Consider the following 26,460-nt stretch of genomic DNA (forward strand, 5'->3'; position numbering starts at 1 on the left):
AATATTATATCATCTTTGCGCTCCAATTGTGGAAAATATCCAGGAAAGATTGCATCTTTTGTGCGTTTTTAAGATCTGGAATTTCCCCCAAAAGCACTTGTTCGGCTTGAATCGATTTTTCACCATTTTTTTGAACAATAATGATTGATTTTTTCATTCCATTTTTGTGGAACAGATCTTCCGGAAGGCTCAAAAACGCCTGTATATGAACGTTTTCCTTCAACCACCCCATTAATACAGATGTTTTATCTGTTTCAAAAATGTCGGACGGAACGATAAAAATCCCCCAACCGGATTCTTTCAGATAGTTCACATTTTGTTCAAACATTAGGAAATGTGCAAAAGAATTTCCTTCCGGAAAAGCTGTTTTGTAGTTTTTTGCACGCTCGTTTACTGGATAATATCCGATTGGAAAATCCGACACCATGATGTCCGAGGGTTCGATCAACAGTTCCTGCAGGCTGTCTGAATGGGTATAATGGATTTTTTCGGACAATCCCATCAAGGATCCGCTGTTGGCCGCGACACTGATCAACAGGTCATCGTTGTCAACTGCTTCCGCAGTCACTTCATTGCCTCTGCTTGCCAAATGCGCCAGAACGATATTGAGAAGATTCCCTGTTCCTGCTGCCAAGTCTGAAACATGCAGTTTTTCTGTCTTATCTTTTTTTATTTCTCCGATGAAATAAGCGATCAGATACGCAATCGTGTCCGGAGTCATTTGATGATTCATCTGGAGCTTGTCTTCTTTCGTAGCTTTGATGAAAGTCAGTTGTATGCTCTTGCGGATGATTTCTTTGTCCAATGCTTCCAAATTCATCTTTTTGTAGAGGCTGTTCAGGCGCTCGATTGCCTCATTTGAGGGCAAACCTTCCACTTGTTGTGCTTTCCCTTCAAAGGAAAGATTTTCCAGCGTTTCGGACAACGCTTCTATGTATGATAGTTCAGCTTCCGTTTGAAGTAATTTGATTGCTTCATCCATTAAACCGAAAAGACTCTCAACATTTGTTGCTTTCAAGTCGTTCACCGTCCCTTACTTTTTGTTGTTCTGTAAAAAACAAAAAAACCTGCGAAGGAAGTGACTAATCATTTGCCCCCGCAAGGTTTTTTGTGTGTATGTAATTGGTTGATCGGCAAAAGTACAAGTATTATTTAGCTGTAGGGTATACAGAAACTTGTTTTTTGTCACGGCCTAAACGTTCGAAACGAACGACACCGTCAACTTTTGCAAATAGAGTGTCATCTCCACCGATACCGACGTTAGTACCTGGATGGATTTTTGTTCCGCGTTGACGGTACAAAATCGATCCGCCAGTTACTGTTTGTCCGTCTGCACGTTTAGCGCCTAAACGTTTAGATTGGGACTCACGTCCGTTGGTAGTAGATCCGCCCCCTTTTTTGTGGGCGAACAATTGTAGATTCAATTTCAACATGTGGTTTGCACCTCCTTATTAAGTAGTACAGTTTTTATTGCATTTTTATGGTCACATAATCTGGATATGTCTGAGCGACATCTTCCAGTGAATAGAATAGATGCTTCAGTAAAATCTGCGTAATGTATTGCTGTTCCGCTTCCCTTTCGGAAAGTATTTCTGCATAGAGATACCCGCCTTCATCATTTGCTTCATCAACAAGCATCTGGTAACCGGCTAAACGTTCAACGCTATTCACAGTTTCGATGGCCAGTACAGAAACAGCGGCACAGATAATATCTTCACCTGCTACCCCATACCCGGCATGTCCCGTAATCTCGAAAGAAAGCAGGTTGCCATGATCATCTTCTTTAAATTTCACTTCAATCATGATTATTCACACTCTTATGCTTTGATTGCGTCAATGATTACTTTTGTATAAGGTTGACGATGACCTTGCTTGCGGTGTGTATCTTTTCTTCTCTTGTATTTGAAAGTAGTTACTTTCTTTTCTTTGCCCTGTTTTTCAACAGTGCCTTCTACAGAAGCACCTGTTACGAATGGAGCGCCAATTTTGGTTTCTTCTCCACCTACAAATACGATTTCATCAAAAGTTACTTTATCACCAGCTTCAGCATCTAATTTTTCAATGTAGATCGCTTGTCCAACTTCAACTTTTAATTGTTTACCACCTGTTACGATAATTGCGTACATATTCTCTGCACCTCCTTATTTTACTTAGACTCGCCAAACGAAGTGCCCTTTAAGGTCTTATGACTCCCATTCGTGCGGTTGTAGCCGTGGTGCGCACATTTACAACATTAATAGCTTATCAAAAATCAAGCCTCAAGTCAACCCAAATCAAAACATTCGTCAAATAAGGCGCCATTTACCTCACTGAGGACCAAAAATGGTAAAAAAAACAGGGCAGCTGCCCTGTTTCTTGTTTGGACTGTCCAATTTTCTGCGGACATGTCCTAGTCTTCACAATATCCTTAACGGTTCTTGACGAATTCACTTGAGGATACGATCCGGGTACCATATTGTTGCCCGAACTCGGTATCATGCGTAACGATCAGGATGCCGGTTCCTCCTGCTGCAATTTCCTGGATCAGCTTGCCGATGCTGTCGGAAGATTCACGATCGAGCGCAGAAGTCGGTTCGTCAAAACAAAGCACGCGCGGATTCAGCATCATCGCCCGGGCGATCGCAACCCTTTGCTTCTGGCCTCCGGACAACGTCGACGGCATCGCATTCAATTTGTCTTCCAATCCCATTTGCTCCAATAATCCAGCTGCCTTCGCCGTCAACTCTTCACGACTGCCCAATTTTTGCGCAAGCGGCGCCTCAAGCAGATTGTCCAGCACAGAAAGGTTCGGGAACAACGCGTAGTCCTGGAACACCATGCCGATTTTATTTTGGTAGAGACGCCTTTGCTTGCGGTCCGCATATTCTGCGCCCTTCAATCCTTGCTTGCATAAGACAGCATCCTCGATAGAAATGGTGCCTTGGTCTGCTTTTTCAAGATTGTTGAGTAAGCGCATCAAAGTTGTCTTACCCGTTCCGGAACGTCCCACAAGTACAACGATTTCGTTGGAATCGATGTGGAATGAAAAATCATCGATAACGGTTATGTCATGGTAAGTCTTTTTTAAATTCATCGCATTTAATAACATGATTGCCGCTCCCCCCTAAAAGTTCCCTTTGGATTCAAGTTTATTCAGCAGCACCGTAATGACAGCCGTAACGGATAAATAGACGATACCCACTGCCAAGAAAGGCACTAACGAGGCATACGTATTCGCAGCAATCTGCCCTGCGCGCAACAGCTCCCCGAGGCCGATGACATAAACCAAAGATGTATCTTTTACTAGCGCAATCACTTCATTCCCTACAGATGGCAACACGATCTTGGTGACCTGCGGAATGATGATTTTGAAAAAACCTCTGACCTTACCGATACCCAACACCGAAATGGCCTCGAACTGTCCTTTCGGGACAGCAGTGATACCTCCACGGAAGATTTCCGCATAATAGGCGGCGTAGTTGATCATATACGCCAAAATTGCTGCCGAAAAACGATCCAATGTAATGCCTATCAGCGGCAATCCGAAGAAAACAAACATCAATTGCAACAGCAATGGCGTCCCTCTCATGATGAAGACATATATCTGGATCAGAAAACCCAGCCATTTGGGTCCGTAAACCCGGATGACGGCAATCAGAAATCCTAACGGAATGCTGGAGATCCCTATGATGAAGAACAACGTAAGCGTCATCTTCAAGCCGTCAAGCAATGATGGCAGTATCGTCTGTATCAAGTCCATTTCATAAACCTCTTTCTTACCCTTTATTTTCGTTATTCACTATAGAACCATTTGTCGTATATTTCATCGAAGGTTCCGTCTTCCTTCATGTCGGCCAAAGCTGCATCGACACGCTCCTGCAAGTCAGTGTTATCCTTTTTGAAGGCAACCGCCATCTCGTCTTCCCCGAAGTTATCCTCCAGGACACGGTAGATGTCTTTGCCGGACTGCTTCATGTAATAACGCCCATAGACTTCACCGACAACGATGGCATCCACGCGGCCTGATTCCAGGTCGCTGAAGGAATTATTATTGGAAGGATAAAGTACCAGATCCCCGCCCAATTTTTCAAATATCCCTGATGCATCCTCCATAATCTTATCCACAGAACTGGAAGATTGTTGTGTCGAAACCAACTTCCCTTCCAGGTCCGCTTTCGTTTGGATGTCGCTGTCCTTCAAAACGATGATGGATTGCGCATCCACGATGTACGGTTTGCTCAAGAGGACTTTTTCGGCCCGTTCCGGCGTGATGGCATAGCCATTCCAGATCATGTCGATGTTACCGGAATCCAATTCGGTTTCCTTCATTGCCCAATCAATCGGTTGAAAAACCATTTCGGCTCCGATCCGTTCACCGACCTCTTTCGCCAGATCGACATCGAATCCGATGATTTCATTATTGTCATCACGGAATCCCATCGGCGCAAACGTGTCATCCAAACCTACAATCAGCGTTTCCTCGGCAACAGCTTCCGAGCTGTCCGAAGCGTCATCAGCAGTCCCGACGTTGCATCCAGCCAACAACAATAAACCAGTTCCGATCAAGGCAGCTTTTTTTAGCTTATCCAACATGCGGCTTTCCTCCTTCAACAAACAATAATGTTATTCAGCGAACCAAGTTGTGTAGATTTCATCGTACGTTCCATCTTCACGCATGTCATTCAGCGCTCCGTCAATCGCTTCTTTCAGTGCGACATCTTCCTTGCGGAGACCCACACCATATTCTTCATCGCCAAAATTATCGGTAAGAACGACATACTTTTCCTCACCTTTCTGCTTCATTGTGTAACGGCCCAACACTTCATCAACTACGATTGCATCACTGCGGCCGCTTTCCAGGTCGTTGAACACGTCATTGAAGGTAGGATACAAAATAGCCGCGCCCCCATCAAACTCAGCGCCAATTCCCGTTTCGTCGGCGTTGATGGCATCGAAAGCTGCAGATCCTTGTTGCGTCGATACGACTTTCCCAGCCAAGTCGGCTTTTGTCTCGATATCACTGTCTGCCATTGTGACGATGATTTGGCTGTTGTTCAGATAAGGTTCTGTGAAAAGCACTTTCTCTTTGCGCTCATCCGTGATGGTATAACCATTCCAGATCATGTCGATGTTACCGGAATCCAATTCAGTTTCCTTCATTGCCCAATCAATCGGTTGGAAAGTGATCTCAACATCCAAGCGTTCAGCAACCTCTTTCGCCAAGTCGACATCGAAGCCGACAATTTCGCCGCTCTCATCTTTGAAGCCCATCGGTGCAAAAGTATCGTCCAGACCCATCACCAATGTATCTTTGATTCCTGAATCTTCCGATCCTGTTGCTGAAGAATCCTCAGAAGTTCCTCCACCACATGCAGCCAATAAACTTGTAGATGCCAACAACATTAATGCTAATTTTTTCATATTCTTCTCCCCCTATATATGTGTACTTTTTATTACCGTATTCTGTGGTGGCCCCTCATCAATCCGTTTCCAATAAAAAAAGCCCTTTAACTTCCTGCTGAAAGTTAAAGGACGATTGAAGTCGTGGTTCCACCTTTTTTTGCGGCATCTTCACAGAAACCGCCTCATAACGTTCCATTCGAAACGTCAGTGCTGTAACGGGCACAACCGAGTCAACCTACTGAGAACAGCGGATGCTGTCTTTTCGGCATTCTTGCTCAGAGACGTGATTTCACTGAATGCTATTGTTTGCTCACACCACCCGCAAACTCTCTGGAAATAGGCAAAAGTTACTTTTTCTCTTCATTGCATTTAGAATTTAAGACAATAATACCACAGCGTTCGTTAAATGCAAGCATTTCATTAAAAAAGATCTCATTCATTTCTCATCATGGTCAGTCGTACATCCAGCCCACAAGTTTAAACAATGGGTAATAAATTACAATGAACAGCACAATGTTCAACACGATGGTCGGTCCCAGACGTTCTGAAGCGAAAGCGCTGAAATCAAGCTGCGTAATGTCCATCAAGCTGTAAAAGCCAAAAACGAATGAATCTACCGCTACAATTGCCATGATGAACAACAGGGCCAACACGAAAACATTTTCCGTCAGATATTTCTGCATTTTCTTCACGAAATACACAATCACCGCAAAAGCCACTGCGTATACGCCCAAAATGCCGCTGTAATAACTGTCGAACAACAGCCCGAACAGAACTGCGTACAACTGCATCGGCTGTTTGGGGAAGTAGTAGGCAAAAAGCACGAATCCGAACAGCGCCAAGTGCGGCACAAGGATATACTCTTCACTGACGAACTGGCCAGGGAAGGCATTGATCAAAAAGCCATCCAAAATCAAAAGCAAGTAAAGCATCACGGGGATGAAATAAGTGTGATGCAAAGATCTGTTCTGCACCATCACTCACCACTCCCGCTCAGCCGTTTGATGACCGTCACGAAGCGGATATTATAAACCTCTCCGGCAGGCTCGATCGTCACTTGTTTGAAGAGGCCGTAGCTGTCCATGGATACTTCTTTGACGGTGCCGATCAGCAAGGCGCTTGGCGAAACGCCGCCCAATCCTGATGTGATCACACTGTCGCCCGGATTGATCACTGCATCCGGGGCAATCTGGGACATGGAAAGCATCTTCGTGTCCTCATCATAGCCATTGACGATGCCATGAACAGGTCCGGATTCCGTTTGGATTTCAGCTGACACGCGGTTGGTCGTATCGTTTGAAGTGGTCAACAAAAGCACTTTCGCACTTGTGGAATTGACTTCGGATACACGGCCAATCAGACCGTTTCCGGCCATCACCGACATGTCGACCTCTACCCCGTCCTGGGATCCTTTATCGATGACGATCTGGTTCAGCCAACTGTCAGGGTTGCGGGATACCACAGAAGCATTGATTTGTTCATATTCTGATAAAGTGCTTTTTAGTTCAAGTTCTTCCTGCATCCGTGCATTTTCTTGCTCCAGATTATAGACTTTCACTTGCAACTCATAAACGGTATCAATTTTACTTTTTAAAGATTGGTTTTCTTCATACGTATTCATCAGGTTATCGACTGAATCAACAAAATTCGCCACTACTTCCGCTGGCTTAGAAAATATTCTCGCAATGGAGCCCGTCACATCGTTCCCTACTTGTTGCGGTATCGATGTATCTTCTCTGTTGTTGGTGAGAGAATATGCTATCAAGCTGATAAAGGTGATCACACTGATCAATAGGATAATCAATTTTTTGTTGTTAAAAAACTGATTCACATTGACACCTCTTTTCGTACATCACTTTCAATTACATTCATTATCTTAATGCCTTAAATTTTTACGCTTGTACACGTTGATATTCTTCAATGTTTCGCCTGTCCCGATGGAAACGCAATCCAATGGATCGTTGGCGATAAATACAGGAACTTCCGCTTCCGCCGAAATGACTTCAGCAATGTTCTTCAACAAAGCCCCGCCGCCTGTCAAAACGATGCCATGATCGATTACGTCAGCAGATATTTCGGGAGGAGTCTCTTCCAGCACTTCCCTCACGGAAAGGATGATGTTCTCGACCACATCATGAATCGCAACCGCTATATCCTCGGCATAGATTTCCAAAGTCTTGGGCAGGCCGTTGACCATATCCCGGCCCCTTATTTCCATGGAGCCGTAGGAAGCTGCCTTTTCGATGTCGGCACAACCGATCGTTATTTTGATGTTCTCGGCAGTCCGCTCGCCGATCAACAGACCGTACTTTTTGCGTATGAACTGAATGATTGCCTCATCCATACGATCGCCAGCGGCTGTACTGGAACGGCTCGTAACGATTCCTCCAAGCGAAATTGTCGCGACATCCGTCGTCCCGCCACCGATGTCCACCACCATATTGCCTGTAGGCGCATGCACGGGAAGTCCGGCACCCACCGCGGCAGCAAAAGGCTCTTCTATGATGAAAGCTTCTTTGGCGCCGGCTGTCCGTGTAGCATCAAGAACTGCCCGTTTCTCGACTTCCGTCACTCCACTTGGTACGCAGACCATCACGTATGGTTTGATGAATGCATTTCCAGTCGCTTTTTTGATGAAATATTTCATCATTGCGACTGTTGTATCATAATCCGCAATGACGCCTTCCTTCATCGGGCGGGATGCCACAATGGTGCCGGGTGTCCTGCCAAGCATCTGGAAGGCCTCTTCCCCAACGGACAGAATCTCCCCCGTATGGATATTTTTGGCGACGACAGAAGGTTCTCTGATCACAATGCCCTTGCCGGCTATGAAGACGATTGTATTGGCCGTACCTAAATCAATTCCGATGTTTTTACCCTTAAAATTCAAACTTACCAAGTACTTCTCATCCTTCCGTCTGATTGACTACAAACTCTCCCACAAACAAATTCTTTTCTATTTTACCACAAACCGGAACAAGAAAAACATCAATGTAACAAACAAAAGAAAGAATTAATCTATTTGACAGGAATGCCGTCGATCAGTAATGCTGACGTAAACAACTCACCCTAATTGACACAATATATCTACACGAACCACAACGTCCCCTCCAGCAGGTCGGCATTTAAAAAGGCCCGAGACAGTGTCCCGGACCCTTTGATCGTTTAAGTTAAGGAAAATTAGATTTTTTCTACGTTAGAAGCTTGCGGTCCACGGTTTCCATCAACGATTTCGAATGAAACTGCTTGTCCTTCTTCTAATGATTTGAAGCCGTCGCCTAAGATAGCTGAGAAATGTACGAATACGTCGTCTCCGCTTTCGCGTTCGATAAATCCAAAACCTTTTTCTGCGTTAAACCATTTTACTGTTCCTTTTTCCATGAAAAATTCCTCCTCGTGCAAAGCACTAAAAATGTGATTCTTGCTTTTGGTACGATAGGAATGTTCAAGACAATCTTTTCTTTACCAAACAAAAACACTAATATAATGATATATCAGGTTTTCCGATATTGCAAGTTTTTTGCCATCAGATTTTCATTTTTGTCTGCGGAAATATTGGCGGCAATAGAGACTAAATGATGCCGTATTCCCGCAGGCTGAGATAGTCATCGACCCCGATGATGAAATGGTCAAGGATTTCGATCCCCATCATCTCTCCGCATTCCACCATCCTGCGGGTGAAGACCAGATCAGCTTCCGAGGGATCGGGGTTCCCGGAAGGATGATTGTGCGCGAGGATGATCCGAGCAGCAGCAAACCTTACCGCTTCACGGAAAATCTCGCGCGGATGCGCAACCGAACTGTTCAGACTGCCTATGAATATCGTCTTCTTCTTGATGATTTCGTTCTTTGTGTTCAGATAGACCGCCACTACGTGCTCCTGCTGGAGATCGCGCATCTCTTTCTGCAAAAGCGTTCCGGCGCTTTGCGTCGAGGTGATCGTTCCGCTCTTCAATTGCGTCGCATTGGCGATGCGGACTCCCAATTCGACACAGGCCTTGATCTCGATTGCTTTGGTACGGCCGATCCCGTTGATCAAGGTCAACTCTTCCAGCGAGGCCAACTTCAAGGAATGGAGATCCTCGAACTCATTCAGCACCCGTAATGCCAACTGCATGACATTGCTGTCCCTGGGTCCCGTCCGCAGTATGATCGCCAATAATTCATGCGTCGCCAGGGCTTTTTCTCCGAATTGATCCAATCTTTCACGCGGGCGCGAGGCTTTCGGAACCTCCATCAGCAGATTTGTTTCTTGCACCATCCTGTTTTACCCCTTTCCTTCCGTCTACTCAATAGATACGCAGGAAGGAGCGGAACAGGTTATTTCTCTTTCAGCCAATCCATGACCGCATGCAGGTCCGGCAAAATGGCAATCGTTTTTGCTTTCGCTTCGTCATCCGGAACGATCAGATCCGGAATCATGATCACTTCAATGCCCGCATCATAGCCCGCACGGATGCCGTTAAGCGAATCTTCCAGGATCAGACAGTCCTCTTTCGGAATGCCAAGGGGTTTCCAGGCGCTCAGGAAAATTTCCGGATCCGGTTTGGCGAAGGATACTTCATCCCCGCAGACTTGGTAGCGGAAATACTGCGAAATATCAGCCAATTCGAGGTAGAAGCTGACTTCTCTCCTCCGGCTGCTGGAAGCAACGACGCACACCACGCCTTCCTCCTTCAGAAAGGCCAACAGATCATAAAGACCTTTTTTGATCGGAAGCCCCTGCTCGGAGGCGATGTCTGTCTGCCTCTTCTTCATTTTCCGCAGGAATCGTTCCGCCAGTTCAGCGTCGCCGAAGTCGGATGCCAATTCAGGCATCACATCCTTATCGGATCGCCCTACTTGTTTCAGGTAATAATCGAAGTCGAACGCTATCGGCAAGGCCAGCTCTTCCGCCAATTCACCTTGTGCCTGATAGCCCAACGTTTCCGTATCGAACATCAATCCATCCATATCAAAAATGACCGCTTTTTTACGCATCTCAAAACTCCTTATCCTTCAATAAATAATGTCTTACTTCGGAAAGAAAATACAGTGAGCCTGTAATCAATAACATGCCATCTTCGGATTGTTTCGCCTTCAAATCATCGATCGCAAAGCGCCAATCTTCATAGGCTGCAGCTTCTGATACGTCCATCCGCTCGCACAGTTCCTTGACAGATGCCGCCCTTGGGAAATCGAAACTGGTCACGTACAGCTTGCTGTCAGGGATCGACTTGATCAACTGGCCCATTTCCTCCAAGTCCTTATCCGCCAACGCCGCCAACAGAATGGTGATATCTTTATCGGAAAACTTCTTCTTGATCGCTTCAGTCAGCACTTCCATAGCCGGGATATTATGGGCACCATCCAGCATGACAAACGGTTCTTGCGAAACGATCTCCATCCGGACTGGCCAAGCTGTCCCCAAAAGCCCTGCTTTGATTGTGGTCTCCGAGTAGCTTAAAGCGTATTTTTTGCAGAACAGCAAGAAAGCTTGCAACGCTGTAGCCGCATTATCGACTTGATGGCCGCCCATCAAGGTAATTTCAAGGTTTTCAAAGCTGCCCAATGGGGATGAGAAATCAAAGACTTCATGGTAATCAGAACCCTCATGCCAATTGACGATACTGAAATCCGGGCCGAATTCATACAAAGGCGCTGCTTTTTTTTCTGCAGTGTTCCGCATCACCGACAAAGCCTCTTCAGGCAATCTTCCGATGACGACAGGAGTCCCTTTCTTGATGATTCCGGCTTTTTGATAGGCGATTTTCCCAAGGGTATTCCCGAGAATGTTGCTGTGGTCTTTTCCTATCGTTGTGATGAGCGACAAGTCCGGCTCGGCAACATTCGTGCTGTCGTAAAGCCCGCCCAAACCGACTTCCAACAATACGACATCGCAAGGGTGTGAACCAAAATAGGAAAACATCATGGCGGTCACAACTTCGAATTCCGTCAGCGGACCCATATCCGTCAGGCTGATTTCCTCATAGAGTGCATGCAGAATGTTCGCTTGCTCCAGCACGTCTTCATCAGGGATGTTCGCTCCATTCACGCCGATCCTTTCATTAAAACTGACAATATGCGGAGAGGTGAAGGTTCCCACCGTATAGCCAGCCGCCATGAACAGACTTCTTAAGTAAGCAACATTCGATCCTTTTCCATTTGTTCCGGCAATATGGATGGATCTGAATTTACGTTCCGGGTGATCCAATTTTTCCATCAACCATTTCATCCGGACTATCCCCGGCTTAGGGCCCATGCCTTTGCGGGTATGGATCCATTCCATCGCCTCTTCATAAGTTGCAAACATCTACCTCTTCACTCCATTTCCATTTAAGAAGAACCCTATCCACAAAGGAGCTTGCTAATAGGGTTCTTCCTGTTCAATTCGATTCTCTTATCAAGCTAGCTGTTCTTTTAGGGCAGCGATGCGTTCTTCCACGGCCGCCAATTTTTCGCGGTATTCTGTTTCTTTTTGTTTCTCCCCGTCGATTACAGCCTGCGGTGCTTTGCTGATGAATTTTTCGTTATTCAATTTGCTTTCCACCCGATCGACTTCTTTGGTCAATTTCTCCGCTTCCTTCTCGAGACGGGAAATCTCATCCTCCAATTTGATCAGACCGGCTAACGGCATGTACACCTCTCCGCCTGAGAAAACTGCGGTGACAGCATCGCTGGCTGCCTGGATGTGTAGACCGATTTCCAGCGTATCCGGATTGCAGAAACGGAAGATGTACGATTCGTTGGCGCGGAAAATCGCTTCGGTTGCCTCGTCATTCACTTTCAGCTGCATCGGAACTTTCTTGGACAACGGTGTGTTCATTTCTGCGCGGACATTGCGGACGCCGCGGATCAATTCAATCAGTTTTTCCATCGCTTCTTCAGCTGCTTCATCGATATAGCTGTCATCCGCTTCCGGATAGGCTGCCGTCACGATGGAATCGCCTTGATGCGGTACATTTTGCCAAATCTCTTCGGTGACGAAAGGCATGACCGGATGCAATAAGCGCAAGACATTATCCAAAACATACGCCAAGATGCTGCGGGTTGTCTGTTTTGCCTCTTCATTTTCCCCTTGCAGAACTTCTTTGGACATTTCGATATACCAGTCGCAGTAATCATCCCAGATGAAACGGTACAACAAACGGCCTGCTTCACCGAATTCAAATTTCTCGAACAGGTCCGTCACTTTAGTGATGGTCTTGTTCAGGCTGGAAAGGATCCATTTATCGGCGATCGTCTTTTCCCCTGAGATGTCGATAGCGTCGAAAGTCAGATCCTCTAAATTAAGCAGCACATAACGGCTTGCATTCCAGATTTTGTTGATGAAGTTCCAGGATGCATCCATCTTTTCATAGCTGAAGCGGACATCCTGACCAGGTGCGGAACCGTTAGCCAAGAACCAACGCAAGGCATCCGCCCCGTATTTTTCGACCACATCCATCGGGTCGATCCCGTTTCCGAGCGATTTGCTCATTTTGCGGCCTTGCTCGTCACGGATCAGACCATGGATCAGCACATTCTCAAACGGACGCTTTTCGGTGAACTCCAGACTCTGAAAGATCATCCGGCTTACCCAGAAGAAGATGATGTCATATCCGGTAACCAACGTGCTGGTAGGGAAATAACGTTTGAAATCTTCCGCATCTTCATCCGGCCAGCCCATCGTCGAGAACGGCCAAAGTGCTGAACTGAACCACGTATCCAGAACATCCTCATCCTGCGTCCAGTTTTCGCTGTCGCTCGGAGCTTCCATGCCTACGTACATTTCGCCGGTTTCTTTGTGATACCAAGCCGGGATTTGATGTCCCCACCATAATTGGCGAGAAATGACCCAGTCATGGACGTTGCCCATCCAAGTCAGGAAAGTATTCTCAAATCGTTCAGGATAGAAGGAAACTTTTTCTTCTGCGGATTGGTTTTCGACCGCACGCTCAGCCAATGGTTGCATTTTGACGAACCATTGCGTCGAGATGCGCGGTTCCACAATAACGTTTGTGCGTTCCGAATGTCCGACGCTGTGGGTCATTTCTTCAATTTTGACCAAATAGCCCAGTTCTTCCATATCTTTTATGATCGCTTTGCGCGCTGCAAAACGGTCCATTCCTGCATATTTTCCGGCTGCTTCGTTCATCGTCGCATCATCGTTCATGACGTTCACTTGCGGCAAATCATGGCGCAAACCGACTTCAAAGTCGTTCGGGTCATGAGCGGGTGTGATCTTAACGACACCAGTCCCGAAGTCCATCTCGACATAATCATCAGCGATGACCGGAATTTCCCGATTCACCAGCGGCAAAGTCACGGTCTTGCCGATGAACTGTTGATATCTTGCATCCTCCGGATGAACTGCGATGGCCGTGTCGCCCAACATAGTTTCCGGACGGGTAGTCGCCAACTCCAGGTAGCCTGAGCCATCCGTCATCGGATAGCGGAAGTGATAGAAGGCTCCCTGAACGTCCTTATGGATGACTTCAATGTCGGATAAGGCCGTTTTCGCTTTGGGATCCCAGTTGATGATGTAGGCGCCGCGGTAGATCAAGTCTTTTTCGTACAAGCCGACGAAGACTTTGCGGACCGCATCCGACAGACCCTCATCCAGCGTGAAACGCTCGCGGTCATAATCAACGGAAATGCCCATTTTTCCCCATTGCTCGCGGATAACGCTAGCGTAATCCTCTTTCCATTCCCATACCTTGTCGACAAAGGCTTCCCGGCCCAGGTCATAGCGGGTAAGTCCATCCTCGGCTAATTTCGCTTCAACCTTGGCTTGGGTGGCGATGCCGGCGTGGTCCATCCCAGGCAACCACAGCGTATCGAATCCTTGCATGCGTTTTTGGCGGATCAACATATCCTGCAGCGTCACATCCCAGGCATGGCCCAAGTGCAGTCTGCCGGTTACGTTCGGAGGCGGAATTACGATCGAATACGGTTTTTTGCTCTTGTCGCCGCTAGGTTTGAACAGCCCCGCTTCCACCCATTTTTGATATTTCCCTGCTTCTACTTGCTGGGGTTGATACTTTGTCGGCATTGCGTCTGTTTTAGACATTCAGCCACTTCCTCTCTCTTTTACATTGATTTGTTGCGAAAAAAAATCGCCCTGCATACGAATATGCAGGACGATATGAATCGCGGTACCACCTAAATTACAGGAATCGGATCCCTGTCTCTCTTTTTGATAACGGAGAATACTCCGAGCTGCGCTACCCAGTCCACGGACCTTCACACAACTTGCTCACAAGCTACTTCACTTTCCTTCCCCAAAAAAGCTTTCACCAAACGCTTTTCTCTCTTGTGTGGTTCCGGGTAAGCTACTCTTCTTGATCGACGCTTATTTATACTTCACTAGTTTAGCACCTTTTGATTGAAATCTCAATGCGATTAAAGTAAATTTTTTGCAGCTGTCAATGCCGCTGCTTCATCTGGTTCCGTCGCGATTTCAGGTACGATCTCCATGTAGGAAAGGACGCCTTCTTTGTCGATGACGAATACACTGCGGGCCAACTTGTTGCCTAATTTGGGCACTTTCAGTCCATAAGCTTCCCCAAACTCGCCTTCATCGTCATGCAGCATCTGCATATCGATGCCATTTGCCGAGCACCAGTTGATCAATTCTTCTTTTGTATTTTTCGAAACCGACAACAAGGTCAAGCCTTCGATATTCGCTGCCGTCTCGTTGAATTTGCGTGTTTGTTTGTCGCAGACGCTTGTGTTGATGTCCGGGAACACACTGATCAGAACAACCGAACCGCGCAAATCATCCAAAGATACCTTTTCGTCTTCAGTGTTGTACAACGAAAATGCCGGCGCCTTCTCCCCAACTACGGGCTGATTCCCTAAAACTTCAACAATCTCACCTTTTAATGTCACTTGCATGAAAACATTCCCCCTTATCCGATAGTACTCTCATTATACAGATAAGCGGTGATTTATGGTAAGGATACGCTCTTGCATTGGCAGGTTACAGCAAATCCGAAAAGAGCGCTTCGTCTTGGCTGGCTGTATCTTCGCGGCCGGTTATGCTTGATACTACGATACCCGCAACCGCGCGTGCCACGAGCGGTTCCACATCAAGGATCGCTTCAAAACGTCTGGCCTTGTCCAAATGTGGTTTCGTTTTGGGTGACGGTGGCGCAAAAATCGTGCAGCAGTCTTCGAAAGGTTGCACCGACAGATCAAAGGTATCGATTTTCTGTGCCAAATCGATGATTTCCAATTTATCCATTGTTGCGACAGGACGAATGATCGGTGTCGTTGTGACATCGTTGATGGCAATCATGCTCTCCAGCGTCTGGGAAGCGACTTGGGCCAAAGATTCCCCATTAAAGATGGCCAGCCCTTTGCGTTCGGCTCTGATGGCATCGGTGATCCGCAGCATCATTCGGCGCGTGATCGTCATCAGATAATCCGCAGGAATTTTCTCTTTGATTTCTTCCTGGATCTCCGTGAACGGCACTTCGATGAACTGGATTTCACCGCCGAATTTAGTCAATTTGGCAGCCAAATCTTTGGCTTTCTGCAACGCTTGCGGACTTGTGTAAGGTGGGCTGTGGAAATGCACCGCCTCAATCTTCACGCCGCGCTTCATGGCAAGATAACCGGCTACCGGTGAATCGATGCCTCCGGAAAGCATAAGCATGCCTCTGCCGCTGGAGCCGACAGGCAATCCGCCAGGTCCTTGACAGGTTTGCGTGCTCAGCATGATGCCGTTGGTTTTGATGTCTACACGCACAAGGATGTCCGGTTGCTTCATCTTGACTGAAATACCTGGGAAAGCATCCAGCACAGTGGCTCCCAGCTCGGCATTCATGAAGGTCGTGTCATGCTCGTAGGCGTGATCCGCGCGACGCGTAGCTATCTTGAATGTCTTTCCGGCAGTCTCCATTTTGGCAAGCAACTCCACCAAAACCCGTTTGACTTCATCGAGATCACGCGAAACCAAATAGACCGGTGAATAGTTTTGGATTCCGAACACATGCTGCAGGCGTTCGATAATGACGGCCTCGTCAGCTCCGTTCAGATCCAACAGCATAAAATCGTGCTCGGGTTTGATTTTGATCTGCGGATGATCCTTTGTGACCATCCTGACATTTTGCGCCAACTGTTGGACAAAACGTTTTTTATTTTTCCCTTTGGTCGACAATTCGCCAAAGCGGATTTGAATGTGCGTTTCCATTTATGTTCTCTTCCTATCTGTCAGTTATTCTATTGTATCTTTTTGAATTGTTCATGCAGCGTCCGGAAATGTTCAATGAAGGCTTCCGCTTCTGACTCCGTATTCTCGCCGGAAAGGCTTATCCTGACCGCACACTGGCTCCAGGAAACGGGTATGCCCATCGATCCCAACGTATAGGGCGTGCCTTTCTTTCGGCTTGAGCAGGCGCTGGTAGTTGAAATGAAGATATCCTGACTTTCGAAAGCATGGACCATCACTTCTCCCCTGACGCCTTTCATGGCAAAACAAAGGATATGGCCGGCGCCATCTTCAGGTGAAAAAATCCGGACATCTTCATATTCCGAAAGGGCCGCAACCAACTTACTCCGGACCAGCCGTTCTTGTTTTCGGCTGGATTCGCTGCCTTCAAGAGTCATGCGCAGGGCTTTCGCCATCGCTGCGACTCCCCCGACATTCTCCGTCGTGCTGCGCATGCCGGATTCTTGCCCGCCTCCCGTCAACAACGGTGCAATCCGCTTGCCATGTTTCTTGTAGAGAATGCCTACGCCTTTGGGGCCGTGGAATTTATGCGCTGAAAGCGACAGGAGATCCACTCGTGGGTGTCGGATCAGCGGCTCGCATTCACCGACTGCCTGCACGGCATCCACATGGAAATGGACCCAAGGATAATTTTCAAGCAGCTCGCCGATAGCCTCGATCGGCTGGATGCTGCCGACTTCATTATTGATGGCCATGACACTCAGCAGGATCGTATCTTTCCTTATGGTTTTCTCGAGCTCCTTGATGGATACGATTCCGTTCGCGTCGACAGGCAAGTAGCTGATTTCAAAGCCTAACTTTTCCAGTTGCTCCAACGACTTTGAGACGGCAGGATGCTCAACGGAAGAAGCGATCATGTGTTTCCCTGCAGCGAACTTCTCCATCGCGGTGCCTTTGATCGCCCAGTTGTCGCTCTCCGTACCGCCGCTCGTGAAGAAAATTTCATCCGGCTGGGCACCCAGTAAGTGCGCAATCTGTTTGCGCGACTGCTGAAGCAAAGCATCGGCTTCATTGCCTAATCTGTGCAGACTCGAAGGATTACCAAAAAATTGTTCGTTGACCTTCCGGTAAGTATCCAAAGCTTCCGCATACATTTTTGTTGTTGCGCTGTTGTCAAAATAAATCATCTTTATCTACACTTCCTTAATAACTTTGCACTCTCATCGGGACATCCTATCCATTATATAGAAAATGCCTGACCATTAAAAGCATACGGCTGAATTTTATTTCCTTCTCATAAATAAGTGTCCAAAAAAGGGCCGAGACAATGTCCCGACCCTTGCGTTTTGTTTGTTCTGTATTTAATAGTAGCGACGATTTTTTTCTTCCTGGTAGGATTCTTCCACTTTGCGGGCAGCACCTGCTTCGACGCGATTCAGCGGGATTTTGACAGCCTCCAACGCACCTTCGTAGTCATATTCGCGATGGAAAAGCACCAAAGCTTTGTTGATGGCATTTTCGATTTCCACATGCGAATGACGGAAACGGTTTGCGTACTGGATCATATATTCAGTCAGCATCGCATTGTCCACGATCGCTTGCGTTTGGTTATCCAACATTTCGATGTCCTCTTCGCACATCTTGGAAATGGCATCGATTTCGTCCATGTCGATCTTCACGCGGTTCAGCTTGGAAGCCAAATCCTCGATGCGATCCGTGACTGAGAAGAAAAGATCCAAATAGATTTTCGGCAAACCAGGCAGATGGTATTTTTCGATGGTCCGCTTCATGTTGCGCATATCCAACTCGTACAGATCGATGCTGTCCTTGATTTCTTTTTCGCGGTTGCGCAGATCACTGAGGTTGCTGACCAATTCAGACTGTTCCTTGTCGATTTCGGAAAGGCGCTGGCTGATTTTTTCGTAATATTCGCGGACAACCGAGTAGGAAATTTCATGTTCCTTCATCATCTTATCGTAATAACGCAAAGCTTCATTTTCCTTCAGCAACTGCTCTTCGAACTCTTGCGCGCGGCCCAATTCATTCTTGTTCAAGAAATAATTCTGAGAAACGCGGTCGATTTCAAGCAGCACATAGCGGTTGCTCTGCAGGACATGATCCATTTTCTTCTGCAGATTTGCCGTATGACGGCCCACAAAATCCTTGGCTTCCATTTCCTTCTCCATGATGGCATAGACCGCTTCGATATCGCGTTCGACCTTATCCATCTTCTTGCCTGCTTCATTGATATCAGCAAGGCCAATGGAATCTTTAGCTTCCTGGATTTCTTTTTCGACAGCAGCTATCTCAAAGGAGACATCCACACCTTCGAAAATGTACTTTTCATCCAACAAGCGTTGGTAGCCGTCTTTCATATCATTCACTTGTTCTTCATACTCTGTTTTGATTTTTTCGTTCAGCTGAGGGATCTTTTCAACGACTTCTTCCATAATAAGCAGATCCTGCTCGATTCGCGACAAGATTTCTTTGGCTTCCATATGGTCGCCTTCGTTCGTCAATGAATTGAATTTTGTGAAATCCAACTCCATGTAATTCAGGTTCTTCTCCAACGTTTCGATGGCTGGACCGAATGTAAAGCTGTGCGCCAATAGCTGTTTGCGGATTTTATTGTAGCGTTCCTGGATTTCTTCCAACTCTTTGCGGTTTTCCTGTGCACTTTCCAATAATTTTTCGAGTGCCTTGTTCACTTTCTCAACACTGTTTTTCGTTTCGTCGATCAGTTGATCCGCTTGCGAAATGGCTTGCTTCGCCTTGATGAAATTCATGCGTTGGATGTATTGTTCGGCACTGACCAGCGCCGCCTCGATTTCAGGATACTGAAAACGCGTGATGGTCTGCCAAGTAGCCTGCCAACTTTCATACGTGCGCTTCGTTTGGCCTGTCAAATTCATATTTTTCAATGTGAACAGGTTATCGGCCACAGGTATGGCCATCGCTTTTTGTTTCTTCTCATCGATTGCCTTGATCCGATTCGCTTGTTGCCTCGTCAAATACATGATCGCACCATACCCGATCAACACTAACAATATTATCGCTACTAACCAGTATATAAACTCCATCAATAAATCCTCCACCTATTCCGACAATTTCGTTTATTTGATCTTAAAATTGAAAACGCCCAATATATCTCATTTTTTAGTATAACATAGAAAGAACCAATCAGAAACCAGAAAATAATAAGGGAACTGAATTCCTTTACTTGGAACAGTGAAAGCGTTCCGCTGCTGGGCAAAGTCCGTCAAATATCACCTTTTCATTGCATTAACTTCTGTTGTTTGGTACAATAACCTTTGTGTAAAATAATGCAGCGAGAAAGAAGCACCCGCGTCAACAGTTCATCGCCATCTTTAGATGGTTCAATTGCGTACCCTTGCGGCTGCATAAGGTGAAGATTGAAGGATCAACTGCACGCATTGCTGACTTATCATTCTTATTTTACTCCAAAAATCAAACATTTATTGGAGGAATTTTATTATGTCACGTTATACAGGACCAAGTTGGAAACAGGCTCGTCGTTTAGGCATCTCCCTTTTGGGAACAGGTAAAGAATTGGAGCGTCGTCCATACGTTCCAGGTCAACACGGCCCTAACAACCGTAAAAAATTATCTGAATATGCTATGCAATTGCAAGAAAAACAAAAATTGCGTCACATGTACGGCATGAACGAACGTCAATTCGCAACTTTATTCAAAAAAGCTGGTAAAATCAAAGAAGGTAAACAAGGTGTTAACTTCATGATCTTATTGGAACAACGTTTGGATAACGTAGTTTACCGTCTAGGTTTAGCTTCTACTCGTCGTCAAGCACGTCAATTAGTTAACCACGGTCACGTAACTGTCGATGGCAAACGTGTTGACATCCCTTCATACGAAGTATCTGTCGGCCAAGTAATCGGCTTGCGCGAAAAATCTAAAAACTTGGTAGTTGTTAAAGCTGCTGCTGAAGCTTTGTTCGGACGTCCGGACTTCATCACCTTCGACACAGAAACATTCGAAGGTTCATTGAACCGTCTGCCAGTTCGCGAAGAATTGCCAGCTGAAATCGATGAGTCATTCGTAGTAGAATACTACAACAAATTAGGTTAATCTCCCCGGAGATCAGCTTCAATGAAACGGCAAAGCAATTTGCCGTTTTTTTGTACAAAGAAAAGGACTGAACAGCGATCAATCCCGCTGTTCAGTCCTTTTTGCTTTGTCTTGGGTTACGCGTTTAGCGATACTGTTCCATACAGGCCCGGTAGATCGGCAGCAGTTCACGCAGCGTTTCCTCCAACACTGCCAGAGTGCCTGCTTCCGTCGCTAACCGCGGATCGGCTGGCGCCAACTTGCGGCCGATCAGCAGTTCAGCCTTCTTCACATCCCGCAGTCGGACCAGGACAGGCTGCCAATTGACAGCCTCTATCGGCTGCACAGTCGGTACGGTATGGTCGACCGAAACTACGTAATCACGCGGTAACTGCTCCAAGTCAGGAATCCGTCCCAATAAAGCAGCAGCCATCTCTTTTTCTTTGACGGGTTGATCGATCAGGCAAAGATAAAAGCTGACTCCCTCTTTCGCAATCCCGATCTGGAAATGGGGATACTTTTTGTAGCCCCTCGAATCCCCTCCGATGGCGCACCAAGTATTCTCGGGCGCATGTTTCGTGCGGCGCAGATGCTTAGCGACATGCACGGGCACGGGCACCGACTCAGCATCCTTTTCCGAAACGATGAGACGGACCCCCGCTGCCGCGAAATGCCGGAACTTGGGTTGGATCCGTTCACGGATGCCTGCCATCCTCTCATCGAGTCCCTGAATGTCAAAAACGTCGAAGTCTTCCTTACTGAAGTGATTACCTTCCAAACCGTGCACCTCTTTCTGATTTCCTTCCATTATTATAGAGAAAAAAACAGCAGATGGACAATCTTTTGATTCCGCTTATGATTACTGGAAATCCGCTGCGACCTCTTCGACCATCAGGTGGATCGATTCTATCCCGCCTCCGGAAAGATACCACAAGTCAGAGGACAAGTTGATGATTTTATTATTTTTATAAGCATCCGTTTGATAGACGAAATCATTCTCCAACAACGCCGCATTTTCATCTGACGCTGTTCCGATTGCCGCTGTGCGGTCGACGACGAACAAGATCTGCGGATTGATTTCCAGCAACCCTTCATAGCCGACGGACTGTCCATGTGTGGAATCCTCGATCGCTGCATCGACAGGCGTGAAGCCCAATGTATCGTAAATGAAGCCGAAGCGTGAGCCTGTGCTGAAAGCGGACATGCTGCCATCGTTCAAGAGCAACGTCAATGTTTTCTCGCTGATTCCGGCTGTCTTCGCTTGCACGGCCTCAATCTCATCGTTCAAGGTAGCGATGGCTTCATCGGCTGCAGCCTCTTCGTCAAAGATAGTCCCTAAGGTAGTGATGTTCTTCTGGACCGAACCCCAATAATCCGTGTAATCGACACTGAGCACGACCACAGGCGCGATTTCCTCCAATTGTTCCGCAAAGTCCAGCAATCGGTTCGAAATGATGATGAGCTCCGGCGCCAAATTCGCCAACGCCTCCACATTCGGTTCTTTAAGTGTCCCTACATTCTCGAATTGATCTGCCTTATCCGCCAGATAAGCCGGCATGTTTTCGGTCGCTGTACCCGTGACTGCATCCTCTTTACCCAATGCGATCAATGTATCCAAATGCCCAAAATCCAAAACAGCCACGTTTTTGGGGTCTTTGGGCACTTCTACGGAGCCGCGTGCATCCTCGATGGTCACCGTTGCTTCGGATTCCGCAGTCGCTGTTGTTGAATCTGCCGCATCGGCAGCCCCTTCCTGGGCGCCGCAAGCCGCCAGGGTGAAGATTGAAGCCAAACTGATGATTGTTTTTTGCCATTTTTTCATTTCCCATTCTCCTCTATGTCAAATTGCTTGATACGTGCAATGTTTTTTTCCATCCGCAGTCGTGATGACTTCCAATGGCACTTCATATAATTCCTGCAAAACTTGTGTCCGGATGACTTCCTCGACCGTGCCGCTCCGGAACACCTTTCCGTTTTTCATGGCGATGATGTTGTCTGAAAAAACGGAAGCGAAATTGACGTCGTGGATGACGACCAGAATGGTTTTACCCAATTCATCAGCCAGATTCCGGATGGTTTGCATCGTCACGATGCTCTGTTTCAGGTCGAGATTGTTCAGCGGTTCATCCAATAAGATGTACTCCGTGTCCTGCACCAGTATCATCGCGATGGCCGCCCGCTGGAGTTGCCCCCCAGACAAAGTATCCAAATAGCGGTTTGAGAATTCTACCAGGTTCAGATAGCCCAAAACCTTATCTATCATGGCATGATCCTCATCATTCAGCCTGCCCTTCGTATAGGGGAACCTGCCGAACGAGACCAGTTCGCGGACCGTCATGCGCACTTGATAGGCATTCTGTTGTTTCAGGATCGAAAGCTCCCGCGCCAGTTCATCGGATTGCCAAGCCTCGATTTCTTTCCCGTGTATCGTCAATATCCCCTCGTCCTTTGTCAACAGACGGCTGATGACCGAAAGGAGAGTGCTTTTGCCTGCCCCATTCGGACCGATGAAAGCCGTGATTTTCCCTTTCTCAATCGCCAAAGAGATGTCATCCAGTACTTTTTCATCCTCATAGGCTTTGCTGACGTTAGTGATTTTCATAGTTTGCTCCTTTCCTTCCATAATAACCAAAAGAAATAGATTCCTCCGAACAGTTCGATCAGAATACTCAAATTCGTCTGCAGCTTGAAGACTTCTTCAGCCACGAATTGTCCGGCCACGACCATCACAAAACTGAGCAGACTCGCACCAGGCAACAGGTAGTTCAAAGAATACGTCCTGAATAGCCGATAAGCGATGTTCGCCGCCACAAACCCGAGAAACATCATCGGTCCGACGAGCGCCGCGGAGACTGTCATCAATAGGATGACATGCATGAAGGTAAGCTTCGTCTCCTTTTCGACGGCGACCCCTAAATTTTTGGCCGTTTGTGTACCCAGTCCCAAAACTTCCAATACCTTCCGCTTGCGCCACAAACTGATGATCGAAAACACGGCGATCGGAACAGCCAATATAAGTACGGAATCATTGATGTTCTGAAAACTGGCATACAGCTTTGTCTGCAGTTTGTCGTACTCATTCGGGTCCATCAGCACTTGCATGAAAGAACTGATGCTGTTGAAGAAGGTCCCCATGACGAGCCCAATCATCAGGATGACCTGCATATCGTAATTTTTCCGGTTCCACGAAAGCCGGTACAGCAAAAAGTAACTGCCAAGCATCAGGAACAACAGGAAAATGAACTGCCATTCAGCATTCATTTGGCTGCCAAACAGCGAGAAACTGAAAAACATCAACACTGTCTGCAGGAGGCGATAGAATGATTCGACCCCAAGAATGCTGGGGGTCAAAAAATTGCTGTGCACGACAGTCTGAAAGCTGACAGTTGCAAAGGCGGTGCTGGTGCTGATGACCGCAAACGTCAAAAGCTTCGCGCTCCGCAACTTCATGATGAACAGATTACCGTTGCCTTGGTTCCAAAAAAAATAAACAAAAGCCACAGCCAGTGCAATCACAGCCAACCGTTTCATGATGATGCGGTTTTTCAACACGTTTTTCATGCTGTCCGCCCTCCCTTCAGCAACAGCCACAGGAACAAGCCGCCGCCGAAAACACCCAATACCGTTTCCACCGGTATTTCGTATGGAGGAATGACCAGACGCGAGAACACATCACACAGCAACAAGAAAATCGCTCCGAACATCGCTACCTTGCCATGTGTATTGCGGATGTTGTCGCCGAAGCGCAACGAGACGAGGTTCGGGATGATGACTCCCAAGAACGGCAGATTGCCGACTGTACTCAGGATGACCGCCACAGCCAAAGATACGAACAGCGTCCCGATGAACAAGACTGTCTCAAAAGGCAGGCCGAGGTTTTTGGCAGCGTCTTTCCCGAAGCGGGCAATCGTAAAATGATCGGCAAAAAAATAAAGTGCCAAAAACAACAGGAATATAAGGTACATTCCCTCATATTGTCCTTTGATGACCAATGAAAAATCCCCTTGCATCCAGGCGGAAAGATTTTGCGTAACGTTGAAGCGGAAGGCAAAAAAATTGGCGATCCCTCCCAAAATATTTCCGTACATCAGACCCAACAAAGGGATCGTCATCTGGCTCTTGAAAGGCAAGCGATTCACGACAACCAAAAACAGGAACGTCCCCGCCGCCGCAAAAAGGAAGGAAAGAGTCATCTTCCCCACAACCGATAAGCCCGGAAAGAAAATCATCCCGCACAGCATGCCTACCCTTGCCGCATCCACCGTGCCGACTGTATCGGGAGCGGCAAATCGGTTCTGCGTCAATGATTGCATGATCAAGCCGGATAAGGACAAACCCGCTCCTGCCAAAAGAACCGTAATCGTCCTCGGCAGCCGTGACGACAACAATATCAGGCGGTCCGTGTTGCTCCCGACCAGAAACTGTTCCACCGAAAAAGCAGCAGTCCCCACTCCGAGGGAAAGCACGATCACTCCTGCCAACGCCAGAACAAGCAGTAATTTCTTCAACATCTATTCACCATCTTCCAAAAACAACTCCTTATTGATAACGATTCTAATTGAGAATCATTCTCAATTAATGGTATAGGTGCTATTCTACTTGATGCAGAAATAAAACACAATACCAAATATGAGATTTTCATGAAAAAAAGTAAGTAGCTCCAAGGGGAGCGTTTTCATGTCTTCAGTTCATCCAAAAAAAGAAACCAAAAAGGCCAGCCCTTGTGTGGGACTGGTCTTTTCGGTCTGTCTTTATTTTTTGGTTCTATAATAAATGGTGTTGATGAAGTAAATTTCATCAACGCCTTTTTTTGTGAAAAGTGCATAAAAAAGGACAAATGAAATACTCTGTTAAAATAAAGGTGACTAAGCCAGATATTTTAAGGAGTGATTTCATTTGTCTATATCAAAGTATATGCGAAATGTGTTGAATATAAAAGACCTTAATATCCATTTCGGAGAAAATTGTTGCCAGGATGTCGTAATCAAGGGCCAAATTGCGAAAGTTTTCTCTGCCGTCTTGACCTTCGAGGCACTACGGTGCCCTAACTGCGGGATGGAAAACCAGCAGTCAATCGTAAAAAATGGAACCAAGAAATCCAGGATCATTTTACCAGAGGTTTCTGGCTATCCAGCCTTCCTCGACTTGAATAAACAGCGGTTCCTTTGTAGGGAATGCTCGTCTACCTTTAGCGCGCAAACAAATATCGTGGAGAAAAATTGTTTTATTTCCAGGGCCACAAAGGTTTCGATTGCCCTATACGCAAGGAAAACCATTTCAGAAAAGGACATCGCTGCCATTCATCATGTCTCCGCGAATACAACCAGCCGTGTCTTCAAAAATTCTTACAACAGTTTCAAACAAGGCTATCATTACTTGCCGAAGCATCTTTGTTTCGACGAATTCAAGTCGGTAAAGGATTGTGTTGGGGCGATGAGTTTTGTCTGTTGTGATTCGCAGACACATCAGTTGTTTGATGTCCTTCCGGATAGGCGGTTATTCAAATTACGAGAATACTTCCTCCGTTTCCCTTATGAAGTACGGGCTCGTGTAGAGACGGTTGTGACCGATCTTTATTCTCCGTACATGATTTTAGTTAAGGAAGTCTTTCCTAACGCCAAGATTATCATCGATCGGTTCCACATTATTCTGCAGGTGAATCGCGCGTTAAATCAAACCCGTATTCAAGTGATGAATGGCCTTAGGAAGGCATCCGAATCAAAAGATCGTCGCGATTATACAAAATTGAAGAACTACTGGAAATTACTGCTTATGGACCAAGACAAGCTGGACTTTACCAATTTCCGCTACCATAGACTCTTCAAAAAGGGCATGTGCGATAAAGATGTAGTCGA

At 46.7% G+C, this 26,460-nt stretch carries 27 protein-coding genes and 3 other annotated features; of the genes, 2 read left to right on the forward strand and 25 right to left on the reverse strand.

Annotated features, from left to right (window positions below; translation table 11 throughout):
- Positions 1–4: 4 nt before the first annotated feature.
- From C7R73_RS01465 to C7R73_RS01560, 20 genes are all read right to left on the reverse strand, one after another.
- Positions 5–1,018 (reverse strand): class I SAM-dependent methyltransferase, encoded by a 1,014-nt coding sequence (locus C7R73_RS01465; RefSeq protein WP_161525841.1) that lies wholly within the window; start codon positions 1,016–1,018, stop codon positions 5–7.
- Positions 1,019–1,148: 130 nt separating this feature from the next.
- Positions 1,149–1,433, reverse strand: a complete 285-nt coding sequence (rpmA, locus tag C7R73_RS01470; RefSeq protein WP_068560128.1) for a 50S ribosomal protein L27 — start codon at positions 1,431–1,433, stop codon at positions 1,149–1,151.
- A 34-nt stretch (positions 1,434–1,467) separates the two neighbouring features.
- Positions 1,468–1,803 (reverse strand): ribosomal-processing cysteine protease Prp, encoded by a 336-nt coding sequence (locus C7R73_RS01475; protein ID WP_086985390.1) that lies wholly within the window; start codon positions 1,801–1,803, stop codon positions 1,468–1,470.
- 14 nt (positions 1,804–1,817) lie between these two features.
- A complete protein-coding gene (rplU, locus tag C7R73_RS01480; protein WP_086628296.1) occupies positions 1,818–2,126 on the reverse strand; it encodes a 50S ribosomal protein L21 in 309 nt (102 codons plus the stop codon).
- Between the two features lie 16 nt (positions 2,127–2,142).
- Positions 2,143–2,216, reverse strand: a sequence feature (ribosomal protein L21 leader region).
- 191 nt (positions 2,217–2,407) lie between these two features.
- The gene (locus C7R73_RS01485) at positions 2,408–3,088 is read right to left on the reverse strand and encodes an amino acid ABC transporter ATP-binding protein (RefSeq protein ID WP_106448796.1); all 681 of its coding nucleotides are present in this window, start codon (positions 3,086–3,088) and stop codon (positions 2,408–2,410) included.
- A gap of 15 nt (positions 3,089–3,103) precedes the next feature.
- Positions 3,104–3,739: an amino acid ABC transporter permease gene (locus tag C7R73_RS01490; RefSeq protein ID WP_086941783.1), complete on the reverse strand. Its 636-nt coding sequence runs from the start codon at positions 3,737–3,739 to the stop codon at positions 3,104–3,106.
- 32 nt (positions 3,740–3,771) lie between these two features.
- Positions 3,772–4,572 (reverse strand): amino acid ABC transporter substrate-binding protein, encoded by an 801-nt coding sequence (locus tag C7R73_RS01495; RefSeq protein WP_106448797.1) that lies wholly within the window; start codon positions 4,570–4,572, stop codon positions 3,772–3,774.
- A 30-nt stretch (positions 4,573–4,602) separates the two neighbouring features.
- Positions 4,603–5,400, reverse strand: a complete 798-nt coding sequence (locus C7R73_RS01500) for an amino acid ABC transporter substrate-binding protein (RefSeq protein WP_106448798.1) — start codon at positions 5,398–5,400, stop codon at positions 4,603–4,605.
- 104 nt (positions 5,401–5,504) lie between these two features.
- Positions 5,505–5,755, reverse strand: a binding site (T-box leader).
- A gap of 79 nt (positions 5,756–5,834) precedes the next feature.
- A complete protein-coding gene (gene mreD / locus C7R73_RS01505) occupies positions 5,835–6,359 on the reverse strand; it encodes a rod shape-determining protein MreD (protein ID WP_106448799.1) in 525 nt (174 codons plus the stop codon).
- Positions 6,359–7,213, reverse strand: coding sequence for a rod shape-determining protein MreC (gene mreC / locus C7R73_RS01510; protein ID WP_086941787.1), 855 nt, complete (start codon positions 7,211–7,213; stop codon positions 6,359–6,361). The genes mreD and mreC overlap by 1 nt, the downstream gene beginning before the upstream one ends.
- 45 nt (positions 7,214–7,258) lie before the next feature.
- Positions 7,259–8,272, reverse strand: a complete 1,014-nt coding sequence (locus C7R73_RS01515; protein ID WP_106448826.1) for a rod shape-determining protein — start codon at positions 8,270–8,272, stop codon at positions 7,259–7,261.
- A gap of 290 nt (positions 8,273–8,562) precedes the next feature.
- Positions 8,563–8,763 carry a cold-shock protein CspD gene (gene cspD / locus C7R73_RS01520; protein WP_086628303.1) on the reverse strand — a complete coding sequence of 67 codons (201 nt, stop codon included), beginning with the start codon at positions 8,761–8,763 and terminating at the stop codon, positions 8,563–8,565.
- A gap of 190 nt (positions 8,764–8,953) precedes the next feature.
- Positions 8,954–9,643, reverse strand: coding sequence for a RadC family protein (gene radC / locus C7R73_RS01525; protein WP_192875229.1), 690 nt, complete (start codon positions 9,641–9,643; stop codon positions 8,954–8,956).
- A gap of 59 nt (positions 9,644–9,702) precedes the next feature.
- Entirely contained in the window at positions 9,703–10,362 is a 660-nt protein-coding gene (locus C7R73_RS01530) for an HAD family hydrolase (RefSeq protein WP_106448800.1), read from the reverse strand.
- Between the two features lies 1 nt (position 10,363).
- On the reverse strand, positions 10,364–11,674 hold the full coding sequence (locus tag C7R73_RS01535; protein WP_106448801.1) for a bifunctional folylpolyglutamate synthase/dihydrofolate synthase: 1,311 nt from the start codon (positions 11,672–11,674) through the stop codon (positions 10,364–10,366).
- A gap of 90 nt (positions 11,675–11,764) precedes the next feature.
- Positions 11,765–14,413 (reverse strand): valine--tRNA ligase, encoded by a 2,649-nt coding sequence (locus tag C7R73_RS01540; RefSeq protein WP_106448802.1) that lies wholly within the window; start codon positions 14,411–14,413, stop codon positions 11,765–11,767.
- A gap of 63 nt (positions 14,414–14,476) precedes the next feature.
- Positions 14,477–14,701, reverse strand: a binding site (T-box leader).
- Between the two features lie 44 nt (positions 14,702–14,745).
- Complete coding sequence (tpx, locus tag C7R73_RS01545; RefSeq protein WP_106448803.1) at positions 14,746–15,240, reverse strand: thiol peroxidase; 495 nt, start codon at positions 15,238–15,240, stop codon at positions 14,746–14,748.
- An 85-nt stretch (positions 15,241–15,325) separates the two neighbouring features.
- The gene (gene thiI, locus C7R73_RS01550) at positions 15,326–16,540 is read right to left on the reverse strand and encodes a tRNA uracil 4-sulfurtransferase ThiI (protein WP_106448804.1); all 1,215 of its coding nucleotides are present in this window, start codon (positions 16,538–16,540) and stop codon (positions 15,326–15,328) included.
- A gap of 29 nt (positions 16,541–16,569) precedes the next feature.
- Entirely contained in the window at positions 16,570–17,706 is a 1,137-nt protein-coding gene (locus C7R73_RS01555; RefSeq protein ID WP_106448805.1) for a cysteine desulfurase family protein, read from the reverse strand.
- A 174-nt stretch (positions 17,707–17,880) separates the two neighbouring features.
- On the reverse strand, positions 17,881–19,599 hold the full coding sequence (locus tag C7R73_RS01560; protein ID WP_106448806.1) for a septation ring formation regulator EzrA: 1,719 nt from the start codon (positions 19,597–19,599) through the stop codon (positions 17,881–17,883).
- A gap of 415 nt (positions 19,600–20,014) precedes the next feature.
- Here C7R73_RS01560 and rpsD point away from each other — a divergent pair, with 415 nt between their 5' ends.
- The gene (gene rpsD / locus C7R73_RS01565) at positions 20,015–20,626 is read left to right on the forward strand and encodes a 30S ribosomal protein S4 (protein ID WP_086628311.1); all 612 of its coding nucleotides are present in this window, start codon (positions 20,015–20,017) and stop codon (positions 20,624–20,626) included.
- A 124-nt stretch (positions 20,627–20,750) separates the two neighbouring features.
- Here the strand turns inward: rpsD and C7R73_RS01570 are convergent, their stop codons facing one another.
- The 5 genes from C7R73_RS01570 to C7R73_RS01590 all read right to left on the reverse strand — a co-directional run bounded on the left by C7R73_RS01570 (position 20,751) and on the right by C7R73_RS01590 (position 25,116).
- Positions 20,751–21,383 carry a DUF1054 family protein gene (locus tag C7R73_RS01570; protein ID WP_161525842.1) on the reverse strand — a complete coding sequence of 211 codons (633 nt, stop codon included), beginning with the start codon at positions 21,381–21,383 and terminating at the stop codon, positions 20,751–20,753.
- An 81-nt stretch (positions 21,384–21,464) separates the two neighbouring features.
- Positions 21,465–22,427, reverse strand: coding sequence for a siderophore ABC transporter substrate-binding protein (locus C7R73_RS01575; protein ID WP_106448808.1), 963 nt, complete (start codon positions 22,425–22,427; stop codon positions 21,465–21,467).
- 18 nt (positions 22,428–22,445) lie between these two features.
- Positions 22,446–23,207 (reverse strand): iron ABC transporter ATP-binding protein, encoded by a 762-nt coding sequence (locus C7R73_RS01580; RefSeq protein ID WP_106448809.1) that lies wholly within the window; start codon positions 23,205–23,207, stop codon positions 22,446–22,448.
- Positions 23,204–24,166, reverse strand: a complete 963-nt coding sequence (locus C7R73_RS01585; protein ID WP_106448810.1) for an iron chelate uptake ABC transporter family permease subunit — start codon at positions 24,164–24,166, stop codon at positions 23,204–23,206. Before C7R73_RS01585 ends, C7R73_RS01580 begins: the two co-directional genes overlap by 4 nt.
- Positions 24,163–25,116, reverse strand: a complete 954-nt coding sequence (locus tag C7R73_RS01590; RefSeq protein WP_106448811.1) for an ABC transporter permease — start codon at positions 25,114–25,116, stop codon at positions 24,163–24,165. Before C7R73_RS01590 ends, C7R73_RS01585 begins: the two co-directional genes overlap by 4 nt.
- Before the next feature lie 385 nt (positions 25,117–25,501).
- On the opposite strand from C7R73_RS01590, the gene C7R73_RS01595 reads away from it, so the two are divergent.
- The coding region (locus tag C7R73_RS01595; protein ID WP_106448812.1) for an ISL3 family transposase at positions 25,502–26,460 on the forward strand (959 nt) is incomplete at its 3' end.

Origin of the sequence: Trichococcus alkaliphilus (assembly GCF_003008695.1) — a bacterium.
GTDB lineage: Bacteria > Bacillota > Bacilli > Lactobacillales > Aerococcaceae > Trichococcus > Trichococcus alkaliphilus.